Genomic DNA, 14,294 nt, shown 5'->3' with positions numbered 1-14,294 from the left:
CTTTTAAAACCGGGAAAGATTCAAATAGGTGTTAATAAAAGGATTAAACTATTGAAAAGTCAAGGCATCACCTTTACAATAAGATTATTAAAAACTTTCATTTACGAATAAAAAGACGATGAAAGGCATATAGAAGTATTGAATAGGAGGTTAAATCATGGCTAAGTATACTATTGTAGATAAAGACACATGTATTGCCTGTGGAGCTTGTGGCGCAGCAGCACCTGATATTTATGATTATGACGACGAGGGTATTGCATTTGTAACACTTGATGATAACGAAGGGATCGTTGAGATTCCTGAAGTGCTTCACGAAGATATGATGGATGCGTTTGAAGGTTGTCCTACTGATTCAATCAAGATTGCAGACGAGTCTTTTGATGGAGACGCAACAAAATTTGAATAAACCTTGTTTGAAATCCCTGATTTTTTTAATCGGGGATTTTTTTATTTTATAAGTTTCCTTAGGAAATGTCACTATAGAAATTGACACTTTAGTGCTTTCATGATAAAAAGTAAAGTATTAGTTTTCTAAAAAATGCGAAGAGAGAGACAAAGGGAGTGGAGAAGTTGGCTTACGTTCTAGTAACTGATGGTATTAAAGAAGATGGTTTACAGCCGCTGTTAAATGAAAGTACCCTCACATGTGACATTGGATCTTTAAATGATTACAGTGATCGTCTTGATCAGTATGAAGCTTTACTTGTCAGAAGCGCCACAAAAGTAACTGCAGAAGTGCTTGACCAAATGCCAGCGTTAAGGATTGTTGCGAGAGCAGGAGTTGGAGTCGATAACATTGATATTGATGCTGCAACAAAGCGAGGCGTTATTGTCGTAAATGCTCCAGACGGGAATACGATTTCCACGACGGAACATACTTTCGCAATGATGGCTTCTTTAGCTCGTAACATCCCACAGGGAACTTCTTCTTTAAAAAGTGGGAAATGGATGAGAAAGCAATACGTTGGTACCGAACTTAGCGGAAAAACCCTAGGCATTGTTGGAATGGGCCGTATCGGAACTGAACTTTCTAGACGAGCAAGAGCTTTTGGAATGGACGTGGTGGTATTTGATCCATTCTTAACAAATGATCGAGCTGAAAAATTAGATGTTCAGTCTGTTGAATTTGACCATTTACTTGAAGTAGCAGATATTATTACTGTTCATACGCCATTAACAGACAAAACGCGCGGTCTTTTAAACGAAGAAACCCTAGCAAAAACGAAAAAAGGGGTATTCTTAATTAACTGCGCTCGTGGTGGAATTATCGATGAAAAAGCCCTTATTCCATATTTGGATTCAGGACACATTGGCGGTGTTGCGCTAGATGTTTTTGTGACAGAACCACCAGAGGCCGATCACCCACTTCTTCGTTATGATCAAGTCATTGCCACTCCACATTTGGGAGCTTCTACAAAAGAAGCTCAGCTCAACGTTGCTGCTCAGGTTGCAGATGAAGTCCTCCATTTTCTAAAAGAAAAACCAATTCGTAACGCCATAAACTTGCCAGGTTTTTCCAAGGAGGAATATGAAAAAATCAAGCCTTATTATGAGCTTACTCGTAAAATGGGAAGCATATTGTCTCAATGTATGAAATCAGCAGTGAACCTAGTAGAAGTGACTTATGCAGGTAAACTGACTGAATTGGATACCGCTATTTTAACTAGAAACTTAATGGCATCTTTCCTAAAGTCAAGATTAGATACAACGGTTAATGAAGTTAATGCGCCTTCAATTGCAAAAGAAAGAGGAATTACTTATGGCGAAAAACACAGTTCTGAGACTCATGGCTATTCAAACCTTATTTCGGTTTCAGTAAAAGGTGATAAAGAAGCCTTCTCTCTTCAGGGCACTTATATAAAAGAGTATGGTGATCGAATCACACAATTAAATGGATTTGATATCGACTTCCATCCTCAGGGCCATCTTCTCTATATTCAACACAATGACCGTCCTGGAGTTATTGGTAACGTTGGGAAAGTACTTGGAGAACATGAAATAAACATCGCCACTATGCAGGTAGGAAGAAAAACCGCCGGTGGTGAGGCGATTATGATGTTATCGTTTGATGCACCGTTACCGAAGAATATTGAGGAAACGCTAGAAACCGTACAGGATATTGTGAAGGTTGAACAAATTGGTGGTGTTTCATGATATTAAAAAGGAACAAGAGGATTGAACTCTTGTTCCTTTTTTCTATAAGGAGATTGATTTTCGTTCCCCTTTTTCAAATGTCATTAACTTAGAATATCCTACTGATTTCGCAAGAGCTACAGCTTGATCATAATCTGCCCCTACGTCTGTAGGAACATGAGCGTCTGATGAGAGAACAATCGGAATATCCTTCTCGTAGCACATTTTCAGGAGCTCAGGATCAGGATAGAGCTCTCCTACAGGCTTTCTTAAACCTGCTGTACTAATTTCAACACATGTTTTGGATTGGGATAACGCATTTGTTGCTCGATCATATTGTTCTAGTAGAAAGTCACGACTTTTTGGCTTGTATTTAAAGATCTTTACCAAATCGAGATGGCCGACTATATCAAATAAATTTGATTCTGCTAGCGTAACGACTTGGTTAAAATAGTTACGGTAGACTGCGTTAACATCTCTTTCGTCCCAAAGATGACGATACTCTGCTAAATCAATACCAAAATCATCCACCCAATGAATTGATCCAATGACATAATCAAAGTTATAGCCAGATATAAATTCTTTCATCTCGTGATGTTTCCCAGGAGTGTAATCCATTTCAATGGACATTTTAACGTCCATGCCTTTCTCCTCTGCTTGTTGAAAGAGGCGAACATAATCCTCCATGTGGTACCATCTTCGTTCATTTACCCATGGATTACTTAAAATATTTTGTGTTTCATAAAAATGATACGCATGCTCAGAAATACCAAAATGACTTACGTTCTTTCTCTTTGCTTCCTCAACAAACTGAGTTAAATAGTCCAGAGTCAACGTACCTTTCTCAAGATGATTATGATAATCCGTATACATAGCTTCAGCTCCTTTTATCGCACTAGTTTGACAGTTTCCATTATTATTGTAACGCATTAACGGGAAGAAAGGATACCTTTCCCTCTCCTTTTTCTTCACTAAAAAAGCTTCCGTCATTCACGGAAGCTTTCTTTATTCGTTCACATGACCAGCGCTGTCACTCTGACTTATCTGGGATAAAGAACGAGAAGGTTGTCCCTTCTCCGCTTTTGCTGTGAACCGATATATGACCTAGATGAGATTCAACAATATTACGAGCAATCGCTAACCCTAGACCAGTCCCTGCCCTTCCTCTTGTACGCGCTTTGTCTGCTTTATAAAAGCGTTCAAATACAAATGGAAGATCATCCTCAGGAATGCCTGAACCTGTATCTGTAACATCAAATTGAACACCTTTTTCAAGGGACGTGATTAGTAAGCTCACCTCACCTTCGCCTGGTGTATGTCTTACAGCATTGTCTAACAAATTGGTTAACACCTGTTCGATTCGGTCAGGATCAATCATTAACATTCGATCCTTATTTGAGACGTGAAACTTTAGAATCACATCACGATCTCTCGCAAGACCAGAGAATTTACGTAATATCCTTTGGCCAAAGTCTTGCAAATGAACGGAGCTATAATGCAATTCATTGTGACCGGCTTCCATTCTAGCGAGATCAAGCAGTTCATTCACTAGCCTCCCCATTCTTAGGGATTCATCATAAATGATCTGTGCTACTTCTTTCTTCTCTTCCTCACTGCTAGCGATATCATCCACGATCGCCTCACTATACCCTTGAAGCATCGCAATCGGCGTTCGCAGCTCATGTGAGACGTTTGCGATAAAGTCTTTTCTTAACTTATCGAGCCTACGCTCTTCAGTCATGTCCCGAAATACCGCAACGGCCCCGCGGATGGTAGACTGATTATAGAGAGGCGTCATCACAACAACCCAGCTTCTTCCTTGAAATTCCACTTCAGTCAGTTGCTCACGTTCGAGCATGACGACTAAACTGAACAATTCATTAATATCCTCTGGCACTTCCTTTTCAGGGTCCTCTTCCATTCCCTGTTCGTAATACCATGCTTTTAGAAAACGTTCAGCCGGAGGATTCGTACTTAAAATTGCACCTGTTTTATCAAATGTAATAACACCATCAGCCATGCTACTTAAAATACTCGAAAGCTGCTCTTTCTCCTGATTCAAAGCGGTAACATAATTATTTAATTGTCGTCCCATACGATTAAAAGCGACAGAAAGTTCGCCGATCTCATCATGTGTCACCATTGGAACTTTTGTATCGAATTTCCCTTTAGCTACCTGAGTAGCTGCTTCTCTCATTTTAAGTAATGGAGCGGTTATTCGGGTTGATAAGAAAAAAGCGAATATGGTTGTTAACACAATAGCAATTCCAGCAGCTATGTAGATTAAATTCCTAGCCTGACTGGTTGTCTTGGCTATAACATCGAGAGATTGGTATAAGAACACCGCACTATCGTCTTCCCCGTCAATTTCCATTGGTACGCCTACGATTAAGAGCTCATTATGTGAATCAGGATCCGTTTCAAAGTCTCCCTGTTTCACAACGGTTTTTCGTTCAGTAAATACATCTTTTAGAATGGCATCTTCTTTAAATACGTCTAATGGTAATTTTGGTAGTTCATGCGAATTAGGTGAATACCATAACTCTCCGCTTTCTTCTTTTTCAATAATCAATACCCTAGTTGGGTAGAAATCCGTGATCTCCCACGCAGTTTCAAGCGCTTGATCACGATCGTCATATCGTTCAATAACAGAAGCCACTTTATTCGCCAGTCTTTCCATCTGTTCTGCTTCTTTTTCAACATGAAAATCCTCGAAGAACTGAAGTAACAAAATCGTTAAGATGGATAATACAAACGCTACCAATAAGATAATGGTCAGCCAGAGCTTACCAACGACACTTCTCCAAATCATTAGTCTTTAACTGCCTCGAACTTATACCCAACACCCCAAACCGTTGAGATCATCGCAGCAGCTTTTGGAGAGACCTTGTTTAACTTCTCTCGCAGTCGTTTCACATGAGTATCTACGGTACGAAGATCTCCAAAAAATTCGTAATTCCATACATCTTTCAATAGGTCTTCACGAGAAAATACTTTATCCGGGGCTTTTGCAAGGTAATACAAAAGCTCATATTCTTTCGGTGTTAGATTAATAATTTGTTCCTCAGCTAAGACGCGATGGGCATCATGATCAATCGTGAGATGCGGGAACACAATCACGTTTTTAGTCGTCGTTTCTGTTTGTAGAAATTTGGTTGTTGAAGACCTTCTTAGTAACGCCTTCACTCGAAGAACGACTTCCCGCGGGCTAAATGGTTTCGTAATATAGTCATCTGCTCCAACTTCAAAACCCTGAACGCGGTTAGCTTCTTCCCCTTTTGCTGTTAACATAATGACAGGGGTTGCTTTTTGTTCACGCATTTGCTGACAAACTTCAATGCCATCCATGCCTGGTAGCATAAGATCAAGCAGAATGAGATCAAAATCCTCTTCAATCGCAATCTCAAGTGCTTGTTCACCATTTTCTGCTTCTTCAATTTCATAGTTTTCTCTTTCTAGGTACATACGTAGTAACTTACGAATACGCTCTTCGTCATCTACAATTAATATTCGTGCATCTTTTTCCAAGAAGATTACCTCCTACATGAGCTCATGTGTTCTATTCTACCATGTACTAAGCATGTCAGACCAGCGCCAGGGAGTCATGCTCTTATTCCTCCGTTGCCTATCCCAGTAAACCTTGGATAGTAAATGAATTGACAACCATGGTCAGCTTATAAGAAAACCTTCACTATTCGTGAAGGTTTTCTTTGTTATGCATACGAATGAAGACCAGAAATAACTAGATTAACGACAACAAGATTTAGCATAATAATCACAAATCCAACTACAGCAAGCCAAGCTGACTTTTCACCTTGCCAACCCCTTGATAGACGTAAGTGCAAATATGCCGCATAAAAGAGGAAGGTCACTAGCGCCCAAACCTCTTTAGGGTCCCATCCCCAAAATCTTGTCCAAGCTGCCTGTGCCCAAATCATTGCGAAGATGAGGGCGCCAAGTGTAAAGACTGGGAAGCCGATCGCGACTGCTCGGTATTGGATTTCATCTACGAGTTCTTCGTTTACATTTTTTAGGGTAGGTTGTATAGCTGCGCCAATTCGCCTGCGTAAAATTAACCTAATCAATCCATAAAAAACGAGTCCACCAACCATTGACCAGATTAACGTATTCAATTTATGAGCAGCTTTTTCTCCCTTCATCCAGCCTGGTGTTTCAAAAAGGGGTCCAAACTCATTACCACTTACGTATTCTCCATTATTTGGTCCAGCAAGCGCTGGTAACGTATAATCTACTGTCACTTGTTGCTCATTCTGATCAATAAATTGATAAGTAGTGGAATATCCCGCTGCTTCAAAACCAAGTGAAAGAACAACAAAAGCAATCGTACTAATTAAAGAGTACATGACAAATTCAAGCCAAAAAGTCGATTTGCTTGCCTTCGTTTGATTGACCGTTTTGACAAGGTAAACTAGCCCTGCAGCAAAACTAATGGATAAAATCCCTTCTCCAAGAGCTGCTGTAGTGACATGGATTTTTAGCCAGTTACTTTGCAGAGCTGGTATAAGCGGTTGAATATCTGATGGAAATACGCTTGCATAAGCGATGACAATAATAGCAACCGGCATGGCAAAAACGCCGATTACGTTACTTCGATAGATTAAGTAGATAATCAAGAAAGCAAAGACCATTGCCATCCCGAAAAATGTGGTGAATTCAAACAAGTTACTAACTGGTGCATGCCCAGCAGCAATCCATCGTGTAATAAAATAACTCAGTTGAAAAAGAAATCCGACCGTGGATAAAGCAAAGCCCCACATTCCCCATTTTCTTGCGTGCGTTTCTTCATCTGACTTTCTCCATTTTCTTCCGAATAGAGAAATGGCGAAAACGATACTCGCTGCAAAGTAGATAAAAAAAGCGACATAAAGCAAGTTACTGCTTAATTGAGCCATCTTATCTTGCCTCCCTTCGTGCTAATCATCTATTTCTTTTGTTCTGCCTGATCCATTGGCATTTGAAGTCCAGTTTGCGAGGTGATACTTTCAAGTTCACGCTTTAGACCATACCAGTTTTTATTGGTGTGAGAAGATAGCCAGATGTCATTCTCTTTTCGTCGAATCCAAATTCGACGATGATTCCAGTACATTCCCTGAATAACTCCAATCATAAAAATGGCTCCGCCGATAGCGAGAATCCATAGCGTATTGTCTTTCCTCACAACCAGTCCAGAAACATTTTTAGTATCGACGTTTTGAAACGACATTTTGTAATCATTTTCTCCGAGCGGCTCTAAATTCTGTTTAATTGCAACAAAAGCGACTTCTCCATCCGGATGGGTCGGTGAAACCATATTTAGAATAAATGCAGGATTATTGGGAACTTTCGATTTAGTCGTGGGTTCACCTTCATCGTTAAATTCAAAGTCAGGAAAATAATCCATGACTTCTACACGATATCCACTCTCTAGATCATATGATTTATCTGGATTATACAAATCAATGGTAAGGTCTCCGACAGATTCCCCAGTTTCCTTATTGTCCATTGTAAACGACATCGATTGAAGTTCATTTAACTTATAATCCACTTGATAAACCGCATAACCATCGAACTTAAGAGGCTTATTGACTTGAATAGGATGCTCTTTTACTTTCTCAAGTTTCGGTTCAGTTCCCGCAATTCTTTCCCCAACCTGCTTATACAACACAGCGTCTGTTTGGTAATTTTTCGCAACAGCTGCTTGTCCTGATTCTTCAATCGCATTTTTAAATTTTTCATCGTTATTATCATAGGTTTCTAATATAAACCCATCACTTTGTAAATAATAGGCTTCTTCCGTGCCTTTAATTTTTTCTGTTTCGCCTTCTCTTAACCAGAGAACTTCATCCACATACATGCCAGGGAAAAAGCGAAGCATACCGCCGATCAAAAATAGGATAAGTCCAATATGATTCACATATGGTCCCCATCTTGAAAATCGGTTTTTCTCAGCGAAAAGGTGACCATCTTCTTCTTTTACATGATAGCGCTTATTTTCTAAAGCTTTTTTAATTTCCTGTAAGTTCGCCGTATTCTCTTTCATTTCTGTGACACCAAAATATTTTTGGCGTTTCATAAAGCTCTCATGACGAATGACACGCTGTTTTTTTAATGAACGGTACAATGGAACAAATCGATCAAGACTTGCCACAATTAAAGATAGTCCAAGTGCAGCAATTAACAGCATGTACCACCAGGAGCCGTATAAATTATGAAAACCAAGGTCATAATACAGTTGGCCAAGTACACCATATTGTTCTTTGTAATACACTGTCGGGTCTGACAGTGGTGGTATGTACATTTCTTGTGGGAAAATCGTGCCTATCGCAGAAGCCACGAGCAATAATACGATGATCCATATTCCAACCTTAACGGATGAAAAAAAGTTCCAAATCTTATCAATGATCGTCGTTTTGTATGTTTGAGACCTCCGAGCACTTCCCTCGTATCTCATGTTCAACAGTTTCTTAGATTCTAAATCTCCTTGAAGCGGTTTACCACATACTTCGCATATCTCAGTTCCATAAGGGTTTATATGTCCGCATTCACAGGTGATGTTTTTGTCGCTCATTGGAACACCCCATTACGGTTGGATTTGCTTCATATAGCTATCAATGACTTTTTCTGAAAGACTAGCTTCCGTTTTTTGAACGACCTTTCCATCCTTATCAATTAAAAAGGTGACTGGAATTGGCCCAACTCCATAGTGATTGGTCACATCATTGCTTTTATCAAGCAACACTGGAAAACTCAGATTATATCGGTCAGCAAAGCTTTCTGCAGTCAACTTAGGTTCTGAAACGTTCACTGCAAGGATCTCTACGCCTTTTTCTTTGTATTCTTTATATTTTTTATCCATTGCTGGCATCTCATCTTTACAAGGCTCGCAATAAGTTGCCCAGAAATTCAGAAAGACACCTTTTCCTCTGTAGTCTTCAAGCTCTACTTCATTTCCTTCTAAATCGGTTAAAATAAAGTTAGGTGCCTGATCTCCGGCTTGTACGATTCCGCTTTCATTTGCGAAGAAGTTTGTATAGAACGTATAGCCGACTGCTATAAAGACAATTGCCAATATAACAGTCCGCACGATCAGCCGGTTTTTCTTTTTCATCGAACCAACTCCAATCAAACAAAGCAATACTACTCTCACTATAACGTGTCGTTAAGGTGTCACCTTATCGTTTTTTTGAATTTTGTGTGACAGCTTGGTTTCGAAGCTGCTTTACTTCGAAAGGTTTTAACTCACGATAATCCCCAGGATTCATTCCAGTAAGTTCTAAAAAGCCATAGCGTTCTCGCTTTAGCTTCTGTAATGGAAAACCTAATGTTTCGAACATCCGACGTACTTGACGGTTTTTCCCTTCGTGAATCGTTAGTTCGACAATCGATTTCTCTTTTTGTTTATCAACAGACAAGATTCTTGCGCGTGCTTTTGATGTTTTGCCATCTTCAAGCTGCACACCTCTTTCAAGCTTTTGAATGGTTTCTTTGTTCATTAAGCCTTTCACCTTCGCCACGTAAACCTTATCCACATGATAGCTTGGATGCATCAGCTTATTCGCAAAATCCCCATCATTTGTTAGAAGCAGAGCCCCTGACGTATCGTAATCAAGTCTTCCAACAGGAAAAACCCGCTCTTCAATTTCATGGAAGTAATCGGTAACCGCTTTTCTTCCTTTATCATCTTCTACTGAAGAAATGACGCCTGTTGGTTTATAAAACAAAAAATAAACCGGTTCTTCTCGTTCTACCGGAATCCCGTTCACTTCAATTTTACAGCGTTCAGATACTTTTGTGCCAAGCTCTGTTACGACTTTGCCGTTTACTTTCACTCGACCCTCTTCAATCAATGTTTCTGCTTTTCGTCTGGATGTTACTCCAGCTTGAGCAATTACTTTTTGCAAACGTTCCATCAAATTCACCTCACTAAAACATCATACTCTTGTCACCGTCAAACCTCAAGCACAGATTCATTCTATCATTTATTATGCTCAAACTGGAATGTTCCAAACCTTCAGTTAAATAAAAAAAAAACCATCTCATGAGATAGTTTTTATCCAAAAACAATGGTGACAAAAACAACTGCGGCAGCCATTCCTACAACGTCCGCTAGTAGTCCTACTTTTAGTGCATTTCCCATCCGTTTTATACCGATTGCTCCAAAGTAGACTGTAATCACATAAAGAGTTGTATCCGTACTCCCCTGCATTGTAGAAGCTAACCTCCCAATAAATGAATCTGGTCCATAAGTGCTTATGATATCCGTCGTCATGGCGAGCGCACCTGTCCCAGAAATGGGTCGAATAAGGGCTAACGGAACAATTTCAGTAGGTATACCCAGCGCCTCTAATGGCACTTTTAATAAACTGCTTAGGAAAGCCATAGCTCCTGAAGCTCTAAATACAGAAATAGCAACCATCATTCCAACAAGGTATGGAACGATTGATACGGCAATGGAAAGCCCCTCTTTGCCACCCTCCACAAATGTTTCATAGGTTGGGACTCTTTTCCACGTTCCATACGCTAGAATAAAGCCAATCATCAAAGGGATGATCCAAATTGACGCATTCATGTCGAATTCCTCCCTTTGCTTCTTCTATAAAAAAAACGATCAATGAGAATTGCACCAATAGTCGAACATGCTGTTGCGGCAATTGTGGTACCTACGATTTCAGTCGGTGATACTGAACCATACTTCATCCTTATTGCGATTACGCTAGTTGGAATCAGTGTTAAGCTAGAGGTGTTAAGTGCTAACAACGTAATCATTGATCTCGATGCGCTATCTTTCATATTATTAAGCTTCTTAAGTTCTTCCATTGCTTTTATCCCCATCGGTGTTGCTGCATTACCAAGACCAAACATGTTCGCCATCATGTTAGAGAGAATATACCCCATTGCTGGGTGCTCTGGTGGTACTTCCGGAAAAAGTTTGCTAGCAATGGGTTTAAATCCTTTCCCCAGTAAGTCAAGTAGGCCAGATTTTTGAGCGATTTTCATTAATCCTAGCCAAAAGATTAGAACACTTAATAACCCGATACACACTGCTACTGCTTCTTCTGCACCTGTAAAGATTGCTTTATTCACTTCTTCCATCGTTCCATTAATAAATGCGTAGAGGATACCTATCAGAAATAAACCAGCCCAAATGAGATTAACCATTTAACTCACGTCCGGTGTCAATCGTAAATAGGTTTTTAAAGAAATTCCAAAATCCTTTCGTTTCTTTCTTGGCTGACTCATAGATGATTGGAGCTTTGATGACTGTTTCATTATTTAATTTTACGAAATACATACCAACCGGCTCATTTGAACCTAGCTTATCCCAATCTTCTTTATCCGGTGGCTTTACAAGTTGTATCGTTGATTTAACCTGGTCTCTTTCTTCTTTGGCTAACGGGTAAATTAGATCCCTACTTAAAATGACGTTGCCTTTGTAAGGTTCTTTTTTCACGGCCTTCAAGGTTCCTTTTGGCTCAAGTAGAGTAAGCTCATAGTTCGAGAAACCCCAATTGAACATTGAAATATGGTCATCCCAGTCATCAGGAGCATCTAACGTGACAGCAATAAGCGTCATCCCGTCTCTTTCTGCTGTTGAAACAAGCGTTCTTTTAGCACGTTTCGTATAACCAGTTTTTCCCCCGGTCGAATCTGGATATAAGTTCAACATTTTATTCTTATTACGCCATACATAATCCCAATCTTCTGAAGCATTGGGTGCCTTATGTACCTTCGTGCTTGAAATAATGCGATACGTGTCATTATTCATGGCATACTGTGTCAAAATAGCCATATCATACGCTGTTGAAAGATGATTTTCATGATCATCCAAACCATGTGGATTCATAAATACGGTATGCGACATCCCAATTTCTTCAGCCTTTTGATTCATTAATGTCACAAATCCCTCTAAACTTCCTCCAACTTCTTCAGCAATAGCGACAGCAGCATCATTTCCTGAACGCAGCATTAATCCATACACTAAATTTTCAAGCGTAATCTTTTCACCTTCTTTTAAGTAGAGAGAGGACCCTTCCGTTCCGGCAGCATTCTGACTAACCGTCACTTTTTCATTCATTTTTCCTGACTCAATAGCAAGAATAGCTGTCATTATTTTTGTGATACTTGCTATTCTTCGCTGAGTATAAGCGTCCTTCTCATAAAGAACTCTCCCTGTTTCTTGTTCAATCAATATAGCGCTTCTTGCTGAAACGCCGATGCTTGCAAATGCCTCTCCTGGAAGCATGAGGAACAGCAGAGCGGCAATGAAAATAAAGACGCCAATTTTTGTCCTTAACGATTTCTTCATGACATCCACGTCCCTTAGGCTCTGTATTTGTACAAGTCTATGAGCCTAAATGGCGGGATATGTCTCTCAATCACCTTTCACATTTGAAAAAATAACCTGATAGTCTGTGACATCTTTTAACGCTTTTTCTTCAATAGGAATTCGTACTTTTAAGAGCAATAACGCGTTTAAAAGTGTAAAAACAGCCGCTGTAATGTAAGAGGAAAAAATAAGTGGGAGAGACATGATTTCAAGTGCCACAATGACATAGTTGGGGTGTTTCATAAACCGATAAGGTCCCTTTTGAACAACATTCGCTTCTGGCAATACAATGATTTTTGTATTCCAAAACCTTCCTAGACTTCGGATGGTCCAAATCCGAAGTATTTGGGCTAGAACAAATATTCCTAACATCACCATCCAAATCATCGATAACGAAAAGCCGCGTAATATCGTTTCAATGCCTACAGCTAGAAGAAAGCTGATGTGTAACCACACAATGTATTTGTAATGATCTTGACCTACTTCCTTTGCTCCTCTTGCTTTCATCCATCGCTCATTTTTCTTTGCAAGCTGAAGTTCACCTAATCGTTGTATGATAAGAATAATAAAAATTCCAGCAAACAAAAAAACCATTTACACCCCGCCCTTCATCCATTTTAAAAGCAGCAATTCTGAACAAAATCCCGGGCCTAGTGCAGCCATAAGTCCAATCTCTTCTTCCCTACATCCATTCCGCAAGAATTGGTCTAGTACGTATATGACCGTCACCGAGCTCATGTTGCCGTACTTTCTTAACACCTCGCGAGACACAGATGTCATCACATGACTGAAGTCGAGTGCTTCCTCATAAGCAGTTAATACTTTTGTCCCTCCAGGATGGGCAATAAAATAATCAATCTCGTGGGTCGTTTTATTCAAAGAGGAGAGAAACTGTAATACATTGGGTTCAAGCCAATTGGCGACGATTGATGGAATTGACTTAGAAAAAACAACGTGTAAGCCTTCATTACTTACTTCCCAGCCCATCACACCTTCCGAATCCGGCATTAATGTCGATCGGGTGGCGACGACTTTAGGAAGACTTTTCATGTTGGTCCGTTCCTTAATAGGTGACTGATCTCCAATCATTAAGACGGAAGAAGTGCCGTCTGCAAATAAGGCAGTTCCTATGAGGTTACTTTTTGAATAGTCGCCGTGTTGGAAGGTTAAACTGCACAATTCCACATTAATAACAAGAACAGCCTCATCCGGGTGAGCAAGGCAATAATCGTGTGCTCTTGCAATACCTGAAGCTCCACCTGCACAGCCAAGCCCCCAAATCGGGATTCGTTTGGTATGAGAAGAAAATGGAAGAACGTTCATAAGTCTTGCCTCAATGCTTGGCGTTGAAATACCGGTCGTTGAAACAAAAAAGATTGCATCCACTTCTTCACAGCTTACAGCCTCATTGAGATAAAATGGATTTTGCAGACAGTCCTCAACTGCTTTTTTGGCGTATTCAACAGCCAGCTTAATATATCGATCGTTTTTTTCTTCAAAGCTAGGACCGGTACTGTACCAATCTAACGGCATCGCAAAATATCTAGTATCGATTCCTGCACTTTCAAAAACAGGAAGAAGGCGCTCAATATCTTTAAAGTGCTGACCAAACTGTTTTTTTGCAAACGAGGCAGCTTCCTTTTGCTCGAGGCAATAAGGAGGTAAACATTTCCCGATTGATAGGATCATCGACTCTAACTCCTTTTATCTTTTCAACTAGTTTTCGGAATCCGCCACCTTTTTATACAGGAAGTTCCATCTGAGAGGAACTTATTTATCTCGTTTCAAAATGATAATCTACTACAAAAAGAGACGCCTCTACTCCGAGGCATCT

The 14,294-nt window shown here is 39.9% G+C and carries 14 protein-coding genes; 2 read left to right on the top strand and 12 right to left on the bottom strand.

The window, feature by feature from the left end:
* Positions 1 to 157 precede the first annotated feature (157 nt).
* Both PQ511_RS12450 and serA read left to right on the top strand, forming a co-directional pair.
* Positions 158 to 406 carry a ferredoxin gene (locus tag PQ511_RS12450; RefSeq protein ID WP_098444014.1) on the top strand — a complete coding sequence of 83 codons (249 nt, stop codon included), beginning with the start codon at positions 158 to 160 and terminating at the stop codon, positions 404 to 406.
* Positions 407 to 570: 164 nt separating this feature from the next.
* On the top strand, positions 571 to 2,154 hold the full coding sequence (serA, locus tag PQ511_RS12445) for a phosphoglycerate dehydrogenase (protein WP_273852227.1): 1,584 nt from the start codon (positions 571 to 573) through the stop codon (positions 2,152 to 2,154).
* Positions 2,155 to 2,196: 42 nt separating this feature from the next.
* On the opposite strand, the gene PQ511_RS12440 is transcribed toward serA, so the two are convergent.
* From PQ511_RS12440 to PQ511_RS12385, 12 genes are all read right to left on the bottom strand, one after another.
* Positions 2,197 to 3,006, bottom strand: a complete 810-nt coding sequence (locus tag PQ511_RS12440; protein WP_273852226.1) for a histidinol-phosphatase — start codon at positions 3,004 to 3,006, stop codon at positions 2,197 to 2,199.
* A gap of 157 nt (positions 3,007 to 3,163) precedes the next feature.
* Positions 3,164 to 4,945: an ATP-binding protein gene (locus PQ511_RS12435; RefSeq protein ID WP_273852225.1), complete on the bottom strand. Its 1,782-nt coding sequence runs from the start codon at positions 4,943 to 4,945 to the stop codon at positions 3,164 to 3,166.
* Positions 4,945 to 5,661, bottom strand: a complete 717-nt coding sequence (locus PQ511_RS12430) for a response regulator transcription factor (RefSeq protein WP_224591781.1) — start codon at positions 5,659 to 5,661, stop codon at positions 4,945 to 4,947. Before PQ511_RS12430 ends, PQ511_RS12435 begins: the two co-directional genes overlap by 1 nt.
* 185 nt (positions 5,662 to 5,846) lie before the next feature.
* Positions 5,847 to 7,046 (bottom strand): c-type cytochrome biogenesis protein CcsB, encoded by a 1,200-nt coding sequence (ccsB, locus tag PQ511_RS12425; RefSeq protein WP_273852224.1) that lies wholly within the window; start codon positions 7,044 to 7,046, stop codon positions 5,847 to 5,849.
* A 29-nt stretch (positions 7,047 to 7,075) separates the two neighbouring features.
* A complete protein-coding gene (resB, locus tag PQ511_RS12420) occupies positions 7,076 to 8,701 on the bottom strand; it encodes a cytochrome c biogenesis protein ResB (RefSeq protein WP_273852223.1) in 1,626 nt (541 codons plus the stop codon).
* A 12-nt stretch (positions 8,702 to 8,713) separates the two neighbouring features.
* Positions 8,714 to 9,241, bottom strand: coding sequence for a thiol-disulfide oxidoreductase ResA (gene resA, locus PQ511_RS12415; RefSeq protein ID WP_273852222.1), 528 nt, complete (start codon positions 9,239 to 9,241; stop codon positions 8,714 to 8,716).
* A gap of 64 nt (positions 9,242 to 9,305) precedes the next feature.
* Positions 9,306 to 10,043 (bottom strand): pseudouridine synthase, encoded by a 738-nt coding sequence (locus PQ511_RS12410; RefSeq protein WP_273852221.1) that lies wholly within the window; start codon positions 10,041 to 10,043, stop codon positions 9,306 to 9,308.
* A 140-nt stretch (positions 10,044 to 10,183) separates the two neighbouring features.
* Entirely contained in the window at positions 10,184 to 10,702 is a 519-nt protein-coding gene (locus PQ511_RS12405) for a spore maturation protein (protein WP_273852220.1), read from the bottom strand.
* Complete coding sequence (locus PQ511_RS12400) at positions 10,699 to 11,292, bottom strand: nucleoside recognition domain-containing protein (protein ID WP_273852219.1); 594 nt, start codon at positions 11,290 to 11,292, stop codon at positions 10,699 to 10,701. Before PQ511_RS12400 ends, PQ511_RS12405 begins: the two co-directional genes overlap by 4 nt.
* Positions 11,285 to 12,439, bottom strand: a complete 1,155-nt coding sequence (locus PQ511_RS12395) for a D-alanyl-D-alanine carboxypeptidase family protein (RefSeq protein ID WP_273852218.1) — start codon at positions 12,437 to 12,439, stop codon at positions 11,285 to 11,287. Before PQ511_RS12395 ends, PQ511_RS12400 begins: the two co-directional genes overlap by 8 nt.
* A gap of 66 nt (positions 12,440 to 12,505) precedes the next feature.
* On the bottom strand, positions 12,506 to 13,054 hold the full coding sequence (locus PQ511_RS12390; RefSeq protein ID WP_273852217.1) for an isoprenylcysteine carboxyl methyltransferase family protein: 549 nt from the start codon (positions 13,052 to 13,054) through the stop codon (positions 12,506 to 12,508).
* The gene (locus PQ511_RS12385) at positions 13,055 to 14,149 is read right to left on the bottom strand and encodes a type III polyketide synthase (protein WP_273852216.1); all 1,095 of its coding nucleotides are present in this window, start codon (positions 14,147 to 14,149) and stop codon (positions 13,055 to 13,057) included.
* Positions 14,150 to 14,294: the final 145 nt, after the last annotated feature.

The organism is Guptibacillus spartinae, assembly GCF_028610625.1.
Taxonomy (GTDB): domain Bacteria; phylum Bacillota; class Bacilli; order Bacillales; family Guptibacillaceae; genus Guptibacillus; species Guptibacillus spartinae.
This window is presented reverse-complemented; position numbering and strand designations above follow the sequence as displayed.

What these genes read in the sequence shown, in the direction of transcription:
- PQ511_RS12385 (WP_273852216.1), bottom strand. Translation starts at nt 14,149, where the DNA reads ATGATCCTATCAATCGGGAAATGTTTACCTCCTTATTGCCTCGAGCAA.
- PQ511_RS12440 (WP_273852226.1), bottom strand. Translation starts at nt 3,006, where the DNA reads ATGTATACGGATTATCATAATCATCTTGAGAAAGGTACGTTGACTCTG.
- PQ511_RS12450 (WP_098444014.1), top strand. Translation starts at nt 158, where the DNA reads ATGGCTAAGTATACTATTGTAGATAAAGACACATGTATTGCCTGTGGA.
- resB (WP_273852223.1), bottom strand. Translation starts at nt 8,701, where the DNA reads ATGAGCGACAAAAACATCACCTGTGAATGCGGACATATAAACCCTTAT.
- PQ511_RS12395 (WP_273852218.1), bottom strand. Translation starts at nt 12,439, where the DNA reads ATGAAGAAATCGTTAAGGACAAAAATTGGCGTCTTTATTTTCATTGCC.
- ccsB (WP_273852224.1), bottom strand. Translation starts at nt 7,046, where the DNA reads ATGGCTCAATTAAGCAGTAACTTGCTTTATGTCGCTTTTTTTATCTAC.
- PQ511_RS12400 (WP_273852219.1), bottom strand. Translation starts at nt 11,292, where the DNA reads ATGGTTAATCTCATTTGGGCTGGTTTATTTCTGATAGGTATCCTCTAC.
- PQ511_RS12405 (WP_273852220.1), bottom strand. Translation starts at nt 10,702, where the DNA reads ATGAATGCGTCAATTTGGATCATCCCTTTGATGATTGGCTTTATTCTA.
- PQ511_RS12410 (WP_273852221.1), bottom strand. Translation starts at nt 10,043, where the DNA reads ATGGAACGTTTGCAAAAAGTAATTGCTCAAGCTGGAGTAACATCCAGA.
- PQ511_RS12435 (WP_273852225.1), bottom strand. Translation starts at nt 4,945, where the DNA reads ATGATTTGGAGAAGTGTCGTTGGTAAGCTCTGGCTGACCATTATCTTA.
- PQ511_RS12390 (WP_273852217.1), bottom strand. Translation starts at nt 13,054, where the DNA reads ATGGTTTTTTTGTTTGCTGGAATTTTTATTATTCTTATCATACAACGA.
- resA (WP_273852222.1), bottom strand. Translation starts at nt 9,241, where the DNA reads ATGAAAAAGAAAAACCGGCTGATCGTGCGGACTGTTATATTGGCAATT.